This is a genomic window from Bacillus infantis, assembly GCF_008180445.1.
GTDB classification, from domain to species: Bacteria; Bacillota; Bacilli; order Bacillales; family Cytobacillaceae; genus Bacillus_AB; species Bacillus_AB infantis_B.
On the sequence record NZ_VTER01000005.1, the window covers coordinates 19,373 to 36,164 of the forward strand.

Annotated in this window: 20 protein-coding genes; 6 read left to right on the forward strand and 14 right to left on the reverse strand. The window is 47.1% G+C overall.

Going from position 1 to position 16,792, the window contains the following annotated elements; translation table 11 throughout:
* Positions 1–8: 8 nt before the first annotated feature.
* The 9 genes from FZD51_RS09730 to fabL all read right to left on the reverse strand — a co-directional run bounded on the left by FZD51_RS09730 (position 9) and on the right by fabL (position 9,859).
* Entirely contained in the window at positions 9–1,013 is a 1,005-nt protein-coding gene (locus FZD51_RS09730) for an ABC transporter permease (protein WP_148974597.1), read from the reverse strand.
* Positions 1,014–1,106: 93 nt separating this feature from the next.
* Positions 1,107–2,720, reverse strand: a complete 1,614-nt coding sequence (locus tag FZD51_RS09735) for an ABC transporter substrate-binding protein (RefSeq protein ID WP_148974598.1) — start codon at positions 2,718–2,720, stop codon at positions 1,107–1,109.
* Positions 2,721–2,750: 30 nt separating this feature from the next.
* Entirely contained in the window at positions 2,751–3,737 is a 987-nt protein-coding gene (locus tag FZD51_RS09740) for an ABC transporter ATP-binding protein (protein WP_148974599.1), read from the reverse strand.
* Positions 3,718–4,728, reverse strand: a complete 1,011-nt coding sequence (locus FZD51_RS09745; RefSeq protein WP_148974600.1) for an ABC transporter ATP-binding protein — start codon at positions 4,726–4,728, stop codon at positions 3,718–3,720. Before FZD51_RS09745 ends, FZD51_RS09740 begins: the two co-directional genes overlap by 20 nt.
* Positions 4,729–5,094: 366 nt before the next feature.
* The gene (locus FZD51_RS09750) at positions 5,095–6,843 is read right to left on the reverse strand and encodes an ABC transporter ATP-binding protein (RefSeq protein ID WP_148974601.1); all 1,749 of its coding nucleotides are present in this window, start codon (positions 6,841–6,843) and stop codon (positions 5,095–5,097) included.
* A gap of 107 nt (positions 6,844–6,950) precedes the next feature.
* Positions 6,951–7,481: a nucleoside tri-diphosphate phosphatase gene (gene ntdP / locus FZD51_RS09755; RefSeq protein WP_148974602.1), complete on the reverse strand. Its 531-nt coding sequence runs from the start codon at positions 7,479–7,481 to the stop codon at positions 6,951–6,953.
* Positions 7,482–7,718: 237 nt separating this feature from the next.
* Positions 7,719–7,973, reverse strand: a complete 255-nt coding sequence (locus FZD51_RS09760) for a YgaB family protein (RefSeq protein WP_009795203.1) — start codon at positions 7,971–7,973, stop codon at positions 7,719–7,721.
* 851 nt (positions 7,974–8,824) lie between these two features.
* The gene (locus FZD51_RS09765; RefSeq protein ID WP_148974603.1) at positions 8,825–9,022 is read right to left on the reverse strand and encodes a gamma-type small acid-soluble spore protein; all 198 of its coding nucleotides are present in this window, start codon (positions 9,020–9,022) and stop codon (positions 8,825–8,827) included.
* A gap of 87 nt (positions 9,023–9,109) precedes the next feature.
* Positions 9,110–9,859, reverse strand: coding sequence for an enoyl-[acyl-carrier-protein] reductase FabL (fabL, locus tag FZD51_RS09770; RefSeq protein ID WP_148974604.1), 750 nt, complete (start codon positions 9,857–9,859; stop codon positions 9,110–9,112).
* A gap of 118 nt (positions 9,860–9,977) precedes the next feature.
* Here fabL and FZD51_RS09775 point away from each other — a divergent pair, with 118 nt between their 5' ends.
* Complete coding sequence (locus FZD51_RS09775; RefSeq protein ID WP_009795200.1) at positions 9,978–10,202, forward strand: hypothetical protein; 225 nt, start codon at positions 9,978–9,980, stop codon at positions 10,200–10,202.
* A gap of 170 nt (positions 10,203–10,372) precedes the next feature.
* On the opposite strand, the gene mutY is transcribed toward FZD51_RS09775, so the two are convergent.
* Together mutY and FZD51_RS09785 are read right to left on the reverse strand one after the other, a co-directional pair.
* A complete protein-coding gene (gene mutY / locus FZD51_RS09780) occupies positions 10,373–11,470 on the reverse strand; it encodes an A/G-specific adenine glycosylase (RefSeq protein WP_148974605.1) in 1,098 nt (365 codons plus the stop codon).
* A 48-nt stretch (positions 11,471–11,518) separates the two neighbouring features.
* Entirely contained in the window at positions 11,519–11,836 is a 318-nt protein-coding gene (locus tag FZD51_RS09785) for a hypothetical protein (protein WP_022543508.1), read from the reverse strand.
* 116 nt (positions 11,837–11,952) lie between these two features.
* Here FZD51_RS09785 and FZD51_RS09790 point away from each other — a divergent pair, with 116 nt between their 5' ends.
* Positions 11,953–12,933, forward strand: a complete 981-nt coding sequence (locus tag FZD51_RS09790) for a metal-dependent hydrolase (RefSeq protein ID WP_148974606.1) — start codon at positions 11,953–11,955, stop codon at positions 12,931–12,933.
* 26 nt (positions 12,934–12,959) lie between these two features.
* Here the strand turns inward: FZD51_RS09790 and FZD51_RS09795 are convergent, their stop codons facing one another.
* Positions 12,960–13,235: a YfhJ family protein gene (locus FZD51_RS09795; protein WP_148974607.1), complete on the reverse strand. Its 276-nt coding sequence runs from the start codon at positions 13,233–13,235 to the stop codon at positions 12,960–12,962.
* A gap of 129 nt (positions 13,236–13,364) precedes the next feature.
* Between FZD51_RS09795 and FZD51_RS09800 the strand changes: the two genes are divergently transcribed.
* Entirely contained in the window at positions 13,365–13,538 is a 174-nt protein-coding gene (locus FZD51_RS09800; RefSeq protein WP_009795195.1) for a small, acid-soluble spore protein K, read from the forward strand.
* Positions 13,539–13,560: 22 nt separating this feature from the next.
* The gene (locus tag FZD51_RS09805; RefSeq protein ID WP_009795194.1) at positions 13,561–13,719 is read left to right on the forward strand and encodes a YpzG family protein; all 159 of its coding nucleotides are present in this window, start codon (positions 13,561–13,563) and stop codon (positions 13,717–13,719) included.
* A gap of 12 nt (positions 13,720–13,731) precedes the next feature.
* Here FZD51_RS09805 and FZD51_RS09810 read toward each other — a convergent pair whose 3' ends face one another.
* Positions 13,732–14,076, reverse strand: a complete 345-nt coding sequence (locus tag FZD51_RS09810; protein ID WP_035403156.1) for a YfhH family protein — start codon at positions 14,074–14,076, stop codon at positions 13,732–13,734.
* Positions 14,077–14,194: 118 nt separating this feature from the next.
* Between FZD51_RS09810 and FZD51_RS09815 the strand changes: the two genes are divergently transcribed.
* Entirely contained in the window at positions 14,195–14,869 is a 675-nt protein-coding gene (locus tag FZD51_RS09815; RefSeq protein ID WP_148974608.1) for an SDR family NAD(P)-dependent oxidoreductase, read from the forward strand.
* 50 nt (positions 14,870–14,919) lie between these two features.
* Here the strand turns inward: FZD51_RS09815 and recX are convergent, their stop codons facing one another.
* Positions 14,920–15,732 (reverse strand): recombination regulator RecX, encoded by an 813-nt coding sequence (gene recX / locus FZD51_RS09820; RefSeq protein WP_148974609.1) that lies wholly within the window; start codon positions 15,730–15,732, stop codon positions 14,920–14,922.
* 122 nt (positions 15,733–15,854) lie between these two features.
* Here recX and FZD51_RS09825 point away from each other — a divergent pair, with 122 nt between their 5' ends.
* The gene (locus FZD51_RS09825; protein WP_148974610.1) at positions 15,855–16,757 is read left to right on the forward strand and encodes a TIGR01777 family oxidoreductase; all 903 of its coding nucleotides are present in this window, start codon (positions 15,855–15,857) and stop codon (positions 16,755–16,757) included.
* The last annotated feature ends 35 nt before the right edge of the window (positions 16,758–16,792 follow it).

Sequence of the window (16,792 nt, forward strand, 5' to 3'; positions counted from 1 at the left end):
TCCCTCCTTTAGTTGTATTTGATCCTTGGATCGATTGCCGCATATAAGAGGTCAACAACCAGATTGATCATGACAAAGATGAATGCAATGACAAGAATCCCTGATTGGATGACAGGATAATCGCGGTAATTGATAGCTTCATAGATATATCTTCCAATTCCCGGCCAGCTGAAAATGGTCTCCGTCAGGATGGCACCGCCAAGAAGGAGCCCGGTCTGCAGTCCGATAATCGTCAAAACAGGGATGATCGCATTTTTCAAAGAATGCTTGTACACGACCCAGAACATCCTTAGCCCTTTGGCCCGTGCCGTCCGGATGAAGTCTGAACGCATGACTTCAAGCATCGTCGAACGGGTGATCCTGGCAATAATGGCCATTGGAATGGTCGATAATGCAAGGCTCGGAAGCACAAGGTGGCGGATGACATCCCAGAACTGATCCATCCGTCCTGCAAGGAGAGTATCGATGATATAAAGATTGGTGATGGCCTCAACCGGATTCCTGACCTCTTCCCGGCCGGACGTAGGCAGCCAGTCCAAATTGATGGCAAAAATCCACTGCTCCATAAGGCCAAGCCAGAAAATCGGCATAGATACACCGATAAGAGCAAGCACCATGGCAATATAATCAAACCAGGAGTTTTGGAACCAGGCACTGATGATCCCTGCATTCACGCCGAAAAAGATGGCAATGAGCATGGCGCAGAATGAAAGTTCCATGGTAGCTGCCAGGAAAGGCCAAATTTCTCCGCTGATCGGTGCCTTTGTACGAAGCGATTCTCCAAGATCACCCGTAAACAGGCCCCCCAGATATGTAAAATATTGAATAAACCAGGGCTTATCAAGCCCGAGCTGCTCTGTCAAATCAGCCACAGCCTCTTTTGTTGCCAGCTGGCCCAGGATGATTTGGGCGGGATCTCCAGGTATGGCCCTGATCATGAAAAATACAATCAGCGACAGGCCCAGTAAAACCGGTATAAGGGAAAATATTCGTTTGATCGTATATGACAGCATGTTTTCACCTCTCTTGATGGTTGTCCAGCCGCATCTGTCCGGCTAAAAGAAAAGGGAGCCGCTTTAAGGAACTCCCTTTCTTTCTCTTTCCATTTACTTTTTAAATTCCACAGAAGACAGAAGATCCGATCCTGTTGGATGCGGCTTGAATCCGGTAATATCCGCTTTTCCTGCAAGGACAGGATTAGAGTGGACAAGCGGGATCCATGGAGCATCATCCTTGATGATCAGCTGCGCCTGCTTATACAGCGCTTCACGCTCGGCCTGGTCTGTCAGCGTCTGAGCTTTAATCAGAAGATCATGGACCTCCTGGTTTTTATAATAGGTATAGTTATTGGATCCGATAGTATCCTGGTCAAGCAGTACATAAAGGAAGTTGTCGGCATCCCCATTGTCCCCTGTCCAGCCGAGAAGGAAGGAATCTGCTTCCCCTTTGTTGGCTTTGTCGAGGTAAGTTCCCCATTCATAGGATACGATTTTAGCCTTTACGCCAACATCAGCAAAGTTGGCCTGGATGGCTTCAGCAACCTTTTGCCCGTCCGGCATATATGGACGTGCAACCGGCATTGCCCAAAGCTCCATTTCAAATCCATTTTCATAGCCTGCTTCCTTCAGAAGCTCCTTCGCCTTTTCAGGATTATACTCATAATCCTGAACCTCATCATTGTAGCCCGCAATTCCCGGCGGCATCGGATTCTTCGCCGGCTCTGCATATCCGGAATAGAAGGCATCGATGAGAGCCTGCTTATCCACTGCGTAGTTCAGCGCCTGGCGGACCTTCTTATCCTTCAGCGGGCCGCGTGTATTGGTAAGCCCAAGATAGCCTACATTCATCGACGGACGGTCAAAAAGCTGCAGATCTGCATTTCCTTCGATTTGCCCTACATCACTGAAGCTTACGCCGTCAATCAGGTCAACCTCGCCTGTAGACAAAGCATTCAGCCTTGCTGAGTTTTCAGGGATGACCCTGAAAATGACTGAGTCAAGCTTTGGCAGGCCTTCCTGCCAGTAATCCGGGTTCTTCTCGACTACGACACGGTCGTTCCGTTTCCATTCTTTGAACTTGAAAGGACCTGTTCCGACAGGGCTGTCAGTGAATTTATCGCCGGCTTTTTCTACTGCGGCAGGACTCGCGATCCCAAATGGCGACATTGCCAAGTTTTTCAGGAATGGAGCGATCGGCCTGCTTAATGTAAATTCAACTGTATAATCATCAACGGCTTTCACCTCTGTAAGGACATCGCCAAATTGAGAGGCATAATAATAAAATTCTTCTTTATTGCCTGCTTTCCAGCGGTTGAAGTTGAAGACTACTGCTTCTGCATTGAAGTCTGTCCCGTCATGGAACTTGACTCCCTCGCGAAGCTTGAGCGTATGCTTCAGCCCGTCTTCACTTTCTTCCCATTCAGTTGCAAGGCCTGGCTGGATTTCTGTATCCTGCTCGCCAAAGTTGATCAATGTTTCAAAAATATTGACAGTGACCTTAAAGGATTCACCTTCGGTTGTAACGGCCGGATCCAAAGCATCAGAGTCTCCGCTTCGCCCGAAGACAAGTGTTCCGCCGGCAGCTGTTTCACCGCCCGAATCTGTACCGGAATCTTTCCCTCCTTCATCAGTGCCGCTTGACTGGCTGCCGCTGCAGCCTGCAAGCCCCAGTGACAGCAGCAGGGCAAAAACCAACATTAAAAGACCATTGCGCTTTTTCATACTTTTCCCCCTTTTAATATCTTTCTTTTATCATGCATGCACCCTGTCACTGGTGTATAAGTGGCAGGCTGCAAAATGACCTTCTTCAATTTCTTCCAGCTGCGGCCGTTCGACCGTGCAGATTTCCATGCACTCCCGGCACCTTGTATGGAAGGCGCAGCCTTTTGGCGGATTAGCCGGGCTCGGGATATCACCGCTCAGAAGCTCCGCTTCCTTGCGCAAATCAGGGTCAGGGACCGGCACGGCGTCAAGAAGAGCTGACGTGTAGGGATGCAAAGGCTTTTCATACAGCTTTTCAGCCGTAGTGATTTCTACCAGCCTCCCAAGATACATCACTCCCACCCTGTCGCTGATATGCCTGACAACACCGAGATCATGGGCTATGAAAATATAAGTCAGCTGAAACTCCTTCTGCAGGTCTTCAAGCAGGTTCAGCACCTGTGACTGTATGGAAACATCGAGCGCAGAGACAGGCTCATCCGCAATGATCAGCTTCGGCCTGGTCATCAGGGCCCGTGCGATCCCGATCCTCTGCCTTTGCCCGCCGCTGAACTGGTGAGGATATCTTTTTGCATGCCAGCTGCTCAATCCGACGACTTCGAGCATCTCTTTTACCTTTTGCTTCCGCTCCTTCTTATCCCCCATCCCGTGGACGATCAGCGGCTCCTCAAGAATTTTTTCTACTGTATGGCGGGGATTGAGGGAAGCAAATGGATCCTGGAATACCATCTGCATTTCCTTGCGCATCTTCCTCATTTCCGACTCGTTCAGTCCTGTCAGTTCCTTCCCTTCAAACAGCACCTTTCCTTCGGTAGGCTCGATCAGCCTCATCAGCATCCTGCCGGTTGTTGACTTCCCGCAGCCGCTTTCCCCTACAATCCCGAGCGTTTCCCCTTTATTGACATAAAAGCTGACATCATCAACGGCTTTTACATCTCCGGTCTTCTTGCCAAAAAGGCCGCCAGTTATCGGAAAATACTTTTTTAGCTGATTGACCTCAAGCAGAACTTCCGCCATTGGCTGCACCTCCTGATTCATCATGAAGAAAGCATCTTACCGTATGCACCGGGGAATCTCCCTGATACAGCTCCGGCGTTTCGGACAGGCAGCGGTCATGGACAAATTCGCATCTTGCCGCAAAGCGGCAGCCATGCTTGACTGAACCGGGCTTAGGGACATTACCCGGTATCGAGTATAGCCTGTCCTTCCTCTCCCTTATATCGGGGACCGACTGGAGAAGCCCGATTGTATAAGGATGCTTGGCGTTTTTGAAGATTTCCCTCACAGGCGCTTCCTCGACCACCTTGCCTGCATACATGACTATGACCCTTTCACAGACCTCGGCAACAACGCCAAGGTCATGGGTGATCATCACAATCGCCGTATCAAGCTTTTTATTCAAGTCCTTCATAAGAGCGAGGATCTGGGCCTGTATCGTTACATCGAGCGCTGTTGTCGGTTCATCCGCAATCAGCAGCTTCGGATGGCAGGAGAGGGCCATGGCAATCATCACCCTTTGCCTCATTCCTCCTGAAAGCTGGTGCGGATATTCCTTCATGATCTGCTCTGCCCTTGGCAGCCCTACAAGCTTGAGCATTTCTACAGCCTGGCTGGCCGCTTCCTTTTTCTTTATTTTCTTATGTATCGTAATGCCCTCAACCAGCTGGCTGCCGATTGTGAACAGCGGGTTAAGGGAGGTCATCGGCTCCTGGAAAATCATCGCCACTTCATTCCCTCTTATTTCCCTCATCCTGCTCTCTGAAGCTGCAACCAGATCCTCGCCATTCAGGAGAATCTCGCCGCCTGTGATTTTCCCGGGCGGCTGGGGGATCAGCTTCATGATCGACAGCGATGTCACGCTTTTGCCGCAGCCTGACTCGCCTACTATTCCCAGAATTTCACCTTTACGGACCGAAAAACTGATTTCATCCACAGCTGGTATTTCTCCATCTGAAGAAAAAAAGGAGGTTCTCAGCTGCTTTACATCTAAAACGGGAGCTTGACTCACACCATTACTCCTTCCTTTTTTCCATGCTGAAGCATTGGTCTTTCATGGGTTCTCCTGATTTCCTGCAGTTAAATACTGCCAAACAGGAGGGCATCACAGCATGCCCCTTTAAATTTGTACCTTTGGTCACTATCTTTTTCTCATTCTATAAAAAAAGATTAAACAAGTCTACTGATTTTTCCAAATTATTTAAATATATTAAATCTTTGAAATGGTATTTAGGAATACTAAATAAATCCAGTAAATGAAAGCGGCTTTTCCAATCATATGCTCTGGTGTTTTGCTATATGAGCAAAATTACCTGTATTAAATTGGAAAAAACCCTCCCCTTCTACAAGATTACTTCTGTAGAAGAGGAGGGTTTTCTTAATGCTCCAGCTGCTGTACCTGGAATAAGTTATAATAATGACCCTGTCTGGCCATAAGTTCTTCATGATTGCCGATTTCGGCAATTTCCCCATTCTCGATATGGACAATCCTATCGGCATGGGTAATCGTGGAGAGCCGGTGGGCTACAATGAATGTGGTCCTGTCTTTAGCCAGCTTTTCCAAAGCCTCCTGGATGAGATGCTCGCTTTCCAGGTCAAGAGCCGATGTAGCTTCATCAAGAATCAGGATCGGCGGATTCTTCAGGAAGATCCTCGCGATGGCCACCCGCTGCTTTTGCCCCCCAGACAGCTTGACACCCCTTTCCCCGACTTTAGTCTCATAACCTTCGGGAAGGTTCATGATGAAATCATGTGCATTGGCTGCCTTGGCAGCTGCAATCACTTCTTCATCACTCGCATGCGGCTTGCCGAGAAGGATATTCGTTTTAACGGATTCACTAAAAAGGATATTATCCTGCAATACAATTCCGATTTTATCACGGAGAGAACGTACCTTAAACCGCCTGATATCCGTCCCATCAAGCAGGATTTCCCCCTTTGTGACGTCGTAGAAACGGGGAATCAGGCTGATCAAGGAAGATTTTCCTCCTCCGCTCATCCCAACGAGTGCAATCGTTTCTCCCTGCCGGACATCAAGGGAGATATCCTTTAACACAGTTTCTTCTTCCTTATCATATGAGAAGTCCACATGGTTGAATTGAATATGGCCCTTCACATTGGTCACTTCAATGCTGTCCGGCGAGTCATCAATGTCGTACTTTTCATCAGCCAGCTCAAACACCCGGTCCATGGATGCAATCGACTGCGTCAGCGTGGTGGAAGAATTGACAAGCCGGCGAAGCGGATTATAAAGCCTGTCAATATAGGCGATAAACGCCATCATTGTTCCAATCGACAAGTCTTCCTGTATAACCAAATAGCCTGAATAGCCGATGACGATCAATGGCGCTATATCGGTTATGGTGTTAACGACAGCGAAAGCCTTCGCATTCCATTTTGTATGATCGATGGCTTTCTCCAGGAAATTTTTATTTTGGCTGTCAAACTGCTTCTGCTCATGATCTTCAATGGCAAAGCTCTTTACAACGGCCATTCCCTGGACACGTTCATGCAAATATCCCTGAACCTCAGCCAGCGCCTGGGAACGCACACGGGTCAGCTTTCTCAGGTTCCCGAAGAAATACCTGACACTGAAAGCATAGAATGGGAAAAGAATCAGAGAAACAATCGTCAGTGTAATATCCATATTGAACATAATTATGACCGCTATAATAATTGTTGCAATATCAAGCCATAGGTTCATAAGGCCTGTCACTACAAAGGTTTTTGTCTGTTCCACATCATTGATGACCCTTGAAATGATTTCCCCTGCCCTGTTATTGGAATAAAACTTGAAGCTGAGCTTCTGGATATGGTGAAACAGACTATCACGGATATCATAAAGGATTTTGCTTGCTGTCCATTGTGCGAAATACTGCCGGTAATACTCAATCGGCGGACGGGCCAGCACAAAAATGACAATCATGGCTCCCATGATCCATAGCAGCCTTTCCGTTTTTCCGCTCTGGGACAGTAAATCATTCCCGACGATATCATCAATTACATATTTAATTAAAAGCGGAATCAAAAGCGGAATGGCAAATTTTATAATGCCGATTAAAAGTGTGCCGATAATTTGCAGCCGGTACGGCTTAACAAACTTCATATATCTTTTGATGCTGTCCAATTGCTGCCCCCCTTAATGCTCTCTCTATAGAATACCTCTTTTAAACAGATAAAAACCTGTTGAAACAAGGTCAACAGGTGCTACATAGGCATTTTTTATCCTTAATATCAGCGTCTGTAGGTTAAATATCTCTCATACCAAATGTCGATAAAATCCGGGGCAAAAGGCCCTTTCCGCTGGCGGATCCACTGAATCAGCTTATCGACATTTGCTTTTAATATCTTGTCGATGACTTCTGGATAGTTCATTTCCTTCCGGTGCCGCTCATATTCATCTTCATCGAGAAGATTGAATGTCATATCCGGAAAGACCTTGATATCCAGGTCATAATCAATATACTTCAGCGCTTCGCCGTCAAATATAAAAGGAGAGCTGATATTGCAGTAATAATACACGCCATCCTCCCGGATCATTCCAATGATATTGAACCAGTACTGTGAATGAAAATAACAGATTGCCGGCTCCCGGGTCACCCATGTCCTCCCGTCGGATTCGGTCACAATCGTCCTGTCATTTCCTCCGATCACAAGACTCTGTGTCCCTTTTAGAACGGTCGTTTCCTCCCAGACGCGATGGATGTGCCCATTGTGTTTGTAGCTGTGTATTTGCATCGGTTCTCCTTCGATGGGTACGCCCATTTCTTCTCCCCTACTTTCATTCCCAAACGCTTTGCAACCTATCAAATGACTTGCACAAGTTTCCTAAAACGACAAAAGGCAACAAAGAACGTATTATTTCCTATTATTATAACGGTTAAAGAAAGAATTTAAAACAAAGAGCCATTGAAAATCTCTCAATGGCCCGATCTATCCCATATAGTCACTCATGAAGCATAAGGATCCAGCCTGTTCCTGACCTTCCCTGCTGCCTATCTCTCAGCCGCAGGTCAGATTCACTTCCTGGTACGACCTTATTACCTCTTCCGTCTGGGTTTCAAACACCCGGTGGATCTCGCGCAATTCTTCTTTCATGCGGTGGATTTCAAACTGGACGCTTTCCAGCTCCGTTTCCTCCTGGATAATCTTAAGCTCATGCTCAATTTCCTGGCAGCGTTCCAGTTCTGACTGAAGAAACAGGAGCTTTTCCATCGTTTTCATCTGTTCAGATACCAGCAGGTCAAAAGTACTCATACAGGTCACCGTCCCAATTTCAGATTCTACCTATGTATTTCGGCTTTGCCCTGATCATTCCTTTGACTAGTTCTGCTGATTGAAAGGAAGTTTTGTCGAATAGGGAAAAGCGGAAGCGCTTTGCCCACCCCCGACAAGTGCACCTCGAGGGGGCAGGCGCTGCAGCTGGACAATGTCCGAAGCCGGGATCGGCCCTCTAAACTTTTTCAAAAGCGCTTTATAATTCAACATTAGCAAGCCCTCAAAATAAGCGGAGATTCTACGGTTAAGCTGCTGAATATAGTACGGATGGGTATAAATTAGGGGAAAATTTCCGGTTAAGTGGAGCAAAGTTGCCCATTTTCCTGTTTTTTGAGTCGATAGACGGAATTTCTCCGTCTATTTGAGCAATTTTTAGAGTTCTTTTGAGAATAGGGGGAATTTCGAGACTGTCGATTAATTAAAATGTGAAACTTTCACTTGACCACACTGAAGCTCAACTGCTACTTTAATGCACTAGAGAGTCAAGATCGTTTATAAAAATCCCCTTTGAGACGCATTTAAATCGATTTTAAGACTGTTAAGGCTAAATAAGGGGTCAAGATACTCTGGGCAATGCTAAATTGAGCAATGAAACCTAACGAAATTTTAAATTTTATCGGTCTAAAATATGGGGGCATTTTTTAAAAGTAGTTAATCGACAGTCTCATTTCTCCTCTTATTTTTCAATCTAAAAAACTGACTCCCTCATCCAGGTCCGGGAAGGTTGGCTTTCCGGGAGGGTATGGCACTTAAATAACAGCAGTCAATGCGAAAAGAGCAAAATAAAAAGAAGGCACTCTTTGCGGATAAAAGAGTGCCTTCCCGTACCATTAGCGGCTTTGATTGCCAGCGTTTTGACCTTTGCGGGCTTCAGCCTGCTGGTTTTGCTGACGTACTTCTTGAGCGTTTGTTTCGCTAGCGAACTCAGTGCCGTATTGACCTTGCTGGCCTTGAGAAGCTTGAGCGTTTTGCTGGCGCACTTCCTGGATGTTAGTGCCAGCTTGAGTTTGGTTTTGTCTGTTTGCCATTGTTAATCACCTCCACGACTATTAATTTAACCAGCCGCAGAGAAAATATCCTTTAATTTTCAGGAAAAAAATTCTAATTTAATCTTGTTAAACGAGCAGGGAGATTCCTCCGTCGACTATGATGGTCTGCCCCCTGATCATGCCTGATTTATCGGACAGCAGGAACATGACTGCGTTGACCATATCTTCAATCTCAACCATCCGCCCTGCCGGAGTCTTTTCCCTTGCCTCAGATAAAAGCTCTTCCCTGTTCGGAAAATGCTTCAATGCCTCTGTGTCGACTGCACCACCGGAGACTGCGTTGACAGCGATATTCATCGGCGCGAGCTCAACAGCCAGGTAGCGGGTTAATGCTTCCAGTGCCGCCTTTGAAACACCAACTGTTGTATAGTTTTCCAGATAGCGGATCGAGCCGAGCGAACTGATGCTGACAATCTTGCCGCCACCGCTCTCCTCCATCAATTTGGCTGCTTCCTGTGCGCAGAACAGCAGGGCCTTGCTGTTGATGTTCATCGTCCAGTCCCAATGGCTTTCTTCAAGCTCCATGGCAGGGCGAAGGACACCGGATGCCGCATTATTCACAAAAACATCCAGCCGGCCGAATTCATTCCTGATTTCCTGGAAAAGACCCTTAATTTTCTCTACATCACCAACATTGGCCCTGACGATCAGAGCTTTTCTGCCAAGCGCTTCAACTTGTTCTGCCGTTTCCTGCGCAGACTTTTTGCTCCTGGCATAATTGATGACAATATCATATCCTTCCTTGGCAAGGGAAATGGCAGTCGCCTTCCCAATGCCCCGGCTGCTTCCTGTTACAAGTGCTACTTTTTGTGTCATGAATCGTAATTCCTTTCCTGTTTCATTTGTCTTCATTTTATCTTTTCCATGTATATCTGGCAAACAGGATTATAACACTATTCTTAAACAACAGGCTCAAAGAGAAAGGAATGAAAGTATGTACGTCGGAAGGGATATGACTGAACTAACCATGGTGAAAAAGACGGAATGGAAGGACAGCGAACTGGCCTTCTTCCATCATTCCATGCAGCAGGTAGTTCCCTACCTCAATGCAGAGGGACAAACCATCCACCGTGAAATCATAGAAGAAATCGAAAACCGCGGCGGCCTTAAAAGGCAGGAAGCTGACTATACACATGGCACACGGGTCAGTTACGAGTAGAAATGCGGAAAAGCCAGGTTCAATAGAGGAACGCGGACTAAGAGCGCCACGTCCTGTGGCAGCGTCCGCATGACCCACACCCTGTGGGCCTCATGCATAAGCTTTGGAGCTGGACAAGTAGAAAAACCCTTCTAATTCACAAAAAAACAGCAGGGCTTCCCCCTGCTGTTCTATTTATGCTCCTGCACCTGCTTGAGCATTTTCTGATGGGAAACCGGGAAGGCAAATTCCTTCAGCTCTTCTTCGGTCACAAGCTTCAGATCGCTCCGTTCTTCTTCCAGGGAAAGCAGTGTCCCTTTATAAACATGGATATGCCATGTTAGGTGGGTGAATACATGGTCGATCTGTCCTGTCATCTCAGCTGTTTCTATTATGGCGCCATACTGCTCTTTGATCAGTTCTGCCAGCTGATCTTTTTCATGCAGGAAAGCAAGGCTGATTTCAGTATTGGGAAACTCCCACAGATTGGCCAGCAGGCCCTTTTCAGGCCTTTTCCTGATGAGGTATCTGCCCTCTCTGTCCCGAAGCACGACAGCGGCAATCTGGACGTCCTTCTGCTTTTTGTTCTTCGTCTTTATCGGCAGTTCACTCTGCTTGCCTTCATAAAAAGCATGGCAATGCTCCCTGACAGGGCACAGCAGACAGGATGGCGACGTCGGTGTGCAGATCAGTGCACCCAATTCCATGAGTGCCTGGTTGAAGAATGATGGGTTTTCGTGTGAAATGAGCTCCCGCACCGCCTCTTCAAAAATTTTGCGGGTTGCAGGCTTTGCAATATCCTCCCAGATGGAGAGAATCCTTGACAGCACCCTCATTACATTGCCGTCGACGGCCGGCTCAGGAATGCCGTAGGCTATGCTCAAAATGGCCCCTGCCGTATAAGGGCCGACCCCTTTTAATGAGGAAATTTCCTTCGGATTATCAGGAACCTTGCCGCCGTAATGTTCGTAAACCTCCCTTACAGCTGCCTGCAGGTTCCGGGCCCTGGAATAATAGCCAAGCCCCTCCCACGCCTTCAGTACCTTGTCTTCCTCAGCCTCTGCAAGCGCCTCGATTGTCGGAAATTGTTCGATGAACCGGTTGAAATATGGAATGACTGTGTCGACCCTTGTCTGCTGGAGCATGATTTCCGATACCCATACCTTATAGGGATCCTGATCCTGCCTCCATGGCAGTGTCCGCTGTTCCTGTTCAAACCAGCCGATCAGGTCCTGGCGGAAGGTTTCTTTATCAAATGCATCTAAGTTGGCTAATGCTGTTTTTTTCAATTTTGATCCTCCGGATGTTAAACTTCCATGAAATATGGGAATATAATATTAAAGTTTCTTTTTCAAAGCCCAGAATCGGATTTCTTCGAGACCGCCGGGTATGAAGCTGTCCAGGCAGCCGAATGCAGAGTGCCCGCATGAGCTTCTCAGCTTTTTCAGCGCGAAATAATGGGCTTCTGTCGGCAGTGAGCAGGTTTCCGTAACGAACGAAGGCTCATGTTCAGCCCCAGAGTAGACAAACGAAATGTCAGCTGCTTCATACACAGGGAGAAGCGCTGCGATTTTTTCGATAGTGCTTTTAAAGAGATTCAAATCTGCTGGATGGACTTCGTACTGCAAAAACATCTGGACTTCATGCTTCATCATTATATTGGCAGCTCCTTTAACGTAAACCATTAATGGCTTTGATGACAAGCTTTTTACTGATAAAATACAGAAACAGCGCAACTTCAGATTATTCCATGGAAGGAGGTTCTTTCCTCTTGGATACAGGCACACATGTAGTCATGGGCTTTGCACTCGGCGGGCTTGCCACTCTGGACCCCGTCGTAGCAGATAGTACAGCAACAGCGACGAGCGTCATGATCGGGGCGCTCATCGGCTCTCAGGCCCCTGACATTGATACAGTATTAAAGCTTAGAAACAATGCAGTCTATATTAGGAATCACAGGGGAATCACGCACAGCATCCCGGCTGTCATCCTGTGGCCGCTTGCAATCCTTGCGGTCATTTATCCATTCTTCCCTGAAGCAAATTTGCTTCACCTATGGATTTGGACATTTGGGGCCGTATTCCTCCATGTTTTTGTCGACATATTTAACTCTTATGGGACACAGGCTTTAAGGCCTTTTTCTTCCAAATGGGTTGCACTTGGGACCATCAATACATTTGACCCGTTCATTTTCGGCATCCATGTTGCCGGTTTGTTCATATGGATACTGGGTGCACATCCCGGCTATACATTCCTGGCGATCTATGCCGTACTGATTGCATACTATATCATTCGGTTTCTTGCCCAGCGGGCCGTCCTGAAAGCAGTAAAGGCCATTATTCCTGACAGTACGGAAATCATCATCGCCCCGACCATGAAATTCCATCAGTGGAGGCTTGCCATCATGACTGAACATCAGTTCTTTGTCGGCCGGGCCAATAATGGGCATATCGATATCCTGGATCAGTTCAACAGGGTGCCGGTACCTCAGACTCCTGTGCTGGAAGCTGCCAAAAAGGATAAAAATTTGTCGGCATTTCTTTCCTTCTCCCCTGTATACAGGTGGGAGGTAGAAGATCTCGAGGAATCATTCGAAGTCCGGTTCATTGATCTCAGATACCGCAGCAACGGACATTACCCATTCGTTGCCGTCGTTCAGCTGGACAATGACCTGAATATCATTTCTTCTTATACAGGGTGGATTTTCAGTGAGGAAAAGCTGCGGAAGAAGCTCGATATTATACCAAATTAAAAAAGATGGCATTTTTGCCATCTTTTTTAATGGAGATTTTTATTATCCGTTTCCCCGCCAAGCAGATCTTTATATTTAGGATTGCTGGCAACAAAGTCATGAAGCCTTGCACCGTAGTTTTCAATCCACTGCCTGACAATACTGTCTGTCATCTGGCTTCCTTTATACTCATAGCCCGCTTTTGCACGGGTTGTTTCAAAATCATCCCACAAAAGCTCTACCCATGTCCGGGCCTGGTCGTAGGAAAGGTTGCCGTTTTTCTCCATGAGAAGCTCAACCAGTCTTTCTTGTGTTTCAAACATAGACAGCACCTCTTTGCCAAATATTATTGTTATTGCAATTCGTTCATAAGCCTGCTTTTTTAAACACATACTATTCTTGCGCTCTAATCAAGGCAGCACGCGCAAGCAAACCTCGAGGAGGGGAAACGAATGCGGAACAAAGCAAAGAATTTCCCAAATCAGAATCATAACAAGTTTGAAGGCGAACCGCGCGCGAAAGCAGAATATGCTTCAAAACGCGCAGACGGGTCAATCAATACCCATCCGCAGGAACGCATGCGGGCGTCATCAAACCGTACAGATGATACACCTGAATTATTTTAACCAATAATGAGGAGGTTTGATTATGGGAAACTCTAAAAAGTTTTTTGATAACAATCCTTATTCCAGTCCGTTTACTGGTCCCTTTTACCGGCCGAAGCATGCACATGCCCAGGTAAATGGGCAGACCCAGCAATCGCAGGACCTCATTATCCTGAAAAGGCAAACAAGGAAACAGGCCTAGCCTGCAGGAAAATCAGAGCTCTCCGCTCTGGTTTTCCTTTAATTCCTTCAGCATGCTAATCGGAAGCGCCTCTTCCTCTTTTCCGCCATGCAGCCTGAAGCCCCAGGCGAACACACCATTCAAATAATCTATTTTGAAATATGACCCGGGATCGCCATCCACTTCATAAATCTCCCCTGCTTTAAAGTCCTTCGGATCAAGAAGATATGCTTTGGCCATGACGGCTTTTCTCTCGAGGACAGCAAATTCACTGAGCATGCCCATTTGTTCAGCCTTTCTCGCCTGTTCATGCAAGCTGGCGATTTCCTGCTGCAGTTCGTACTGGGAAAGCTGACTGTATCTTTTCTCCTGCGCCATTATAATCCATCCTTTTTTATTCCTGTGTCCGGCCTGCCGGAGGAAAACTTCATCTTTTTTTAGTATAGTGAAAAGAGCTGTATAAATAAAGGACTTTACCCTTGAAGGAGGACTCAACATGCAATCAGTTATCATCACCGGCGCGGGCACCGGCCTTGGAAGGGAGCTGGCCCTTAAATATGCCGGCCTGGGTTTCCATATCATACTATCCGGAAGGCGTGAAGCAGCTCTCCAGGAAACGAAAGAAGCAATCTTCAGCCTGGGGGGAAAGGCGGATATCCTGACTCTCGATATCAGCAAGCCGGCTGAAGTAAAGGAGAAATCTGCGGGGCTGGCAGAGCAATTTGATTTGTACGGTGTGATCAACAATGCCGGCGTGGGGCATTTCGGTCCGTTTGAAGACCTGAAGGACGAAGAGCTCCATGATATGCTCTCGGTCAATCTGATGGGCACCATCTATATGGCACAGGCACTCCTCCCGGCCATCAAGCAGAAGGAGGGAAGCTTCCTTATGAATATCATTTCAACTGCCGGGCTGCGCGGCAAAGCAAATGAAGCTGCATACTGTGCCAGCAAATTCGCGGCCCGGGGCTTTACTGAAAGCCTGCAGAAAGAATACGAAAACGATCCGGTCCTGATCCAGGCTGTGTATATGGGCGGCATGGACACCCCATTTTGGGATCATAACAACTATATTTCAGACCGCTCACGCCTCCGCTCACCTGCTGAGGCAGCCGGCATAATTACCGAGAACCGTTCTGAAGAGAAGATTGTGATTGAATCCGGAAAATGATTGGATGCAGAACAAAAAAACAGGCAGCGCAAATACCCGCTGCCTGTCTTCTATTCTTCCTCTTCCTTTTCCTCAAGGAACCGGTCAATCAATTCAATCGGAAATCCTTTTCTGAAGAGGGCCTGCTTCATTTTTTGCTTATATTCATAGCCCTGCAGCTTTTCGTATTTCCGATGGGCTTTTTCTCCCTGATAGCGGATGGCGTCCATTTCGCCGTCATCGTCTTCCTCAAACTCTGCCTCTTCGACGGCAATATTGATTACGGAGAAAGGATAGCCTTTCCTGAGGAGCATCTGCTCAAGCTTTTGCTTCAGGATCCTTTGTGATTCCCTGCTGTATTTTTTAGCATATTTCTGGCACAGCTTGGTTGCTGCTTCTACTTGGTCTTTTACAGGAAACTCCTGTAGGGCTTCTTCAATATGGGACTGTGATATCCCTTTCTCTTTCAGCTCCCGTTTAATTACGCTAGGGCCTTTATCAGAAGTATTGGCCTGTGTCCTCACATAAGCGATGGCAAATTCATTATCGTTCAGGAATTTATACTCGTACAGCTTCACGATGACTTCATTGATGATGCTTTCATCTGTTTCTTTTTCAGCAAGATGCTTCCTTACCTCTGTTTCCGATCTCATTCTTCTGGATAAATAATGAATAGCCTGATTATAAGCTTTTCTGATTTCATCCTGAAATTCTATTTGGGTCAGGGAGAGCGCGTCAAGCTCCATCCCTTTTTTCAGGCCGAATTTGATGATGACATCTTCATCGGCACTGAAGGCATACTGCTCACCCTTGCCATAATCCATAAAAATGTTGTAGCGGTCCTTCCTTTTTTGCTGGACTGAAATTTTTGTGATTACCGGCATCCTCTTCACCTCTCTCTCCACTTTATCACAATGTGCTGCATCACTGGCAAACTGCAGCCTGGAAAAGGAATTTACACAGGAGAAAGCGTATAAATACAGTATAGGAATAAGGAGGTCCACCAATGAGAATAGCCGTTACAGGCGGAACCGGCTTTGTCGGCCATGCCCTTGTGAAGAAGCTCGCAGAATCGGGCCACACAGTTTACATTTTGACGAGAAGTACAGAAGGAAAAAAGAACGGGAACAATATTCACTATGTCCAGTGGCTGAATGAAGGTGACAATCCGGCCGCACAGCTGAAAGAGATTGATTATATCGTCAACCTGGCTGGCGAATCGATCAACAGCGGCAGATGGACGGAAGAACGGAAAAAACGGATTATCAAAAGCAGGCTGGATGCCACTGAGGCTGTCCTAAACATAATCGATGAGCTCAATGAAAAGCCTGAGGCACTGATCAATGCCAGTGCAGTGGGATATTACGGCACCTCAGAAACAGAGACTTTTACAGAAGGAGATAAAAAACCTGCCGGGGATTTTTTGGCGCAGACGGTGAAGCAGTGGGAAGAAAAGGCGGCAGAGGCAGGCAGATGGGACGTCCGCACTGCATTCTGCCGTTTCGGGATCATACTTGAAAAAAATGACGGGGCACTTCCAAGAATGGCCCTTCCCTACAAACTTTTTGCTGGAGGCAATGTCGGGAGCGGCAATCAGTGGGTTTCATGGATCCACCTTGACGATGTGGCAAGAGGCATCATGTTTGCCATGGAAAATAAAGATCTCAGCGGCCCGGTTAATTTTACAAGCCCCCATCCTGTCCAAATGAAGGATTTTGGCAGGACCTTGGGCAGCGCCCTCCACCGTCCCCACTGGATTCCCGCTCCGGCCTTTGCACTTAAGCTGGCGCTTGGGGAAATGAGCAAGCTGGTGCTGGAAGGACAGCGCGTTCTTCCTGCCAAGCTGGAAGCTGCCGGATTCAGCTTCCGCTATCCTGAGCTCAGGGAAGCACTGGAAGATATTTATTAAGAAGGTATGTTTCCTTCCTTTTTAGGAAAAATTAA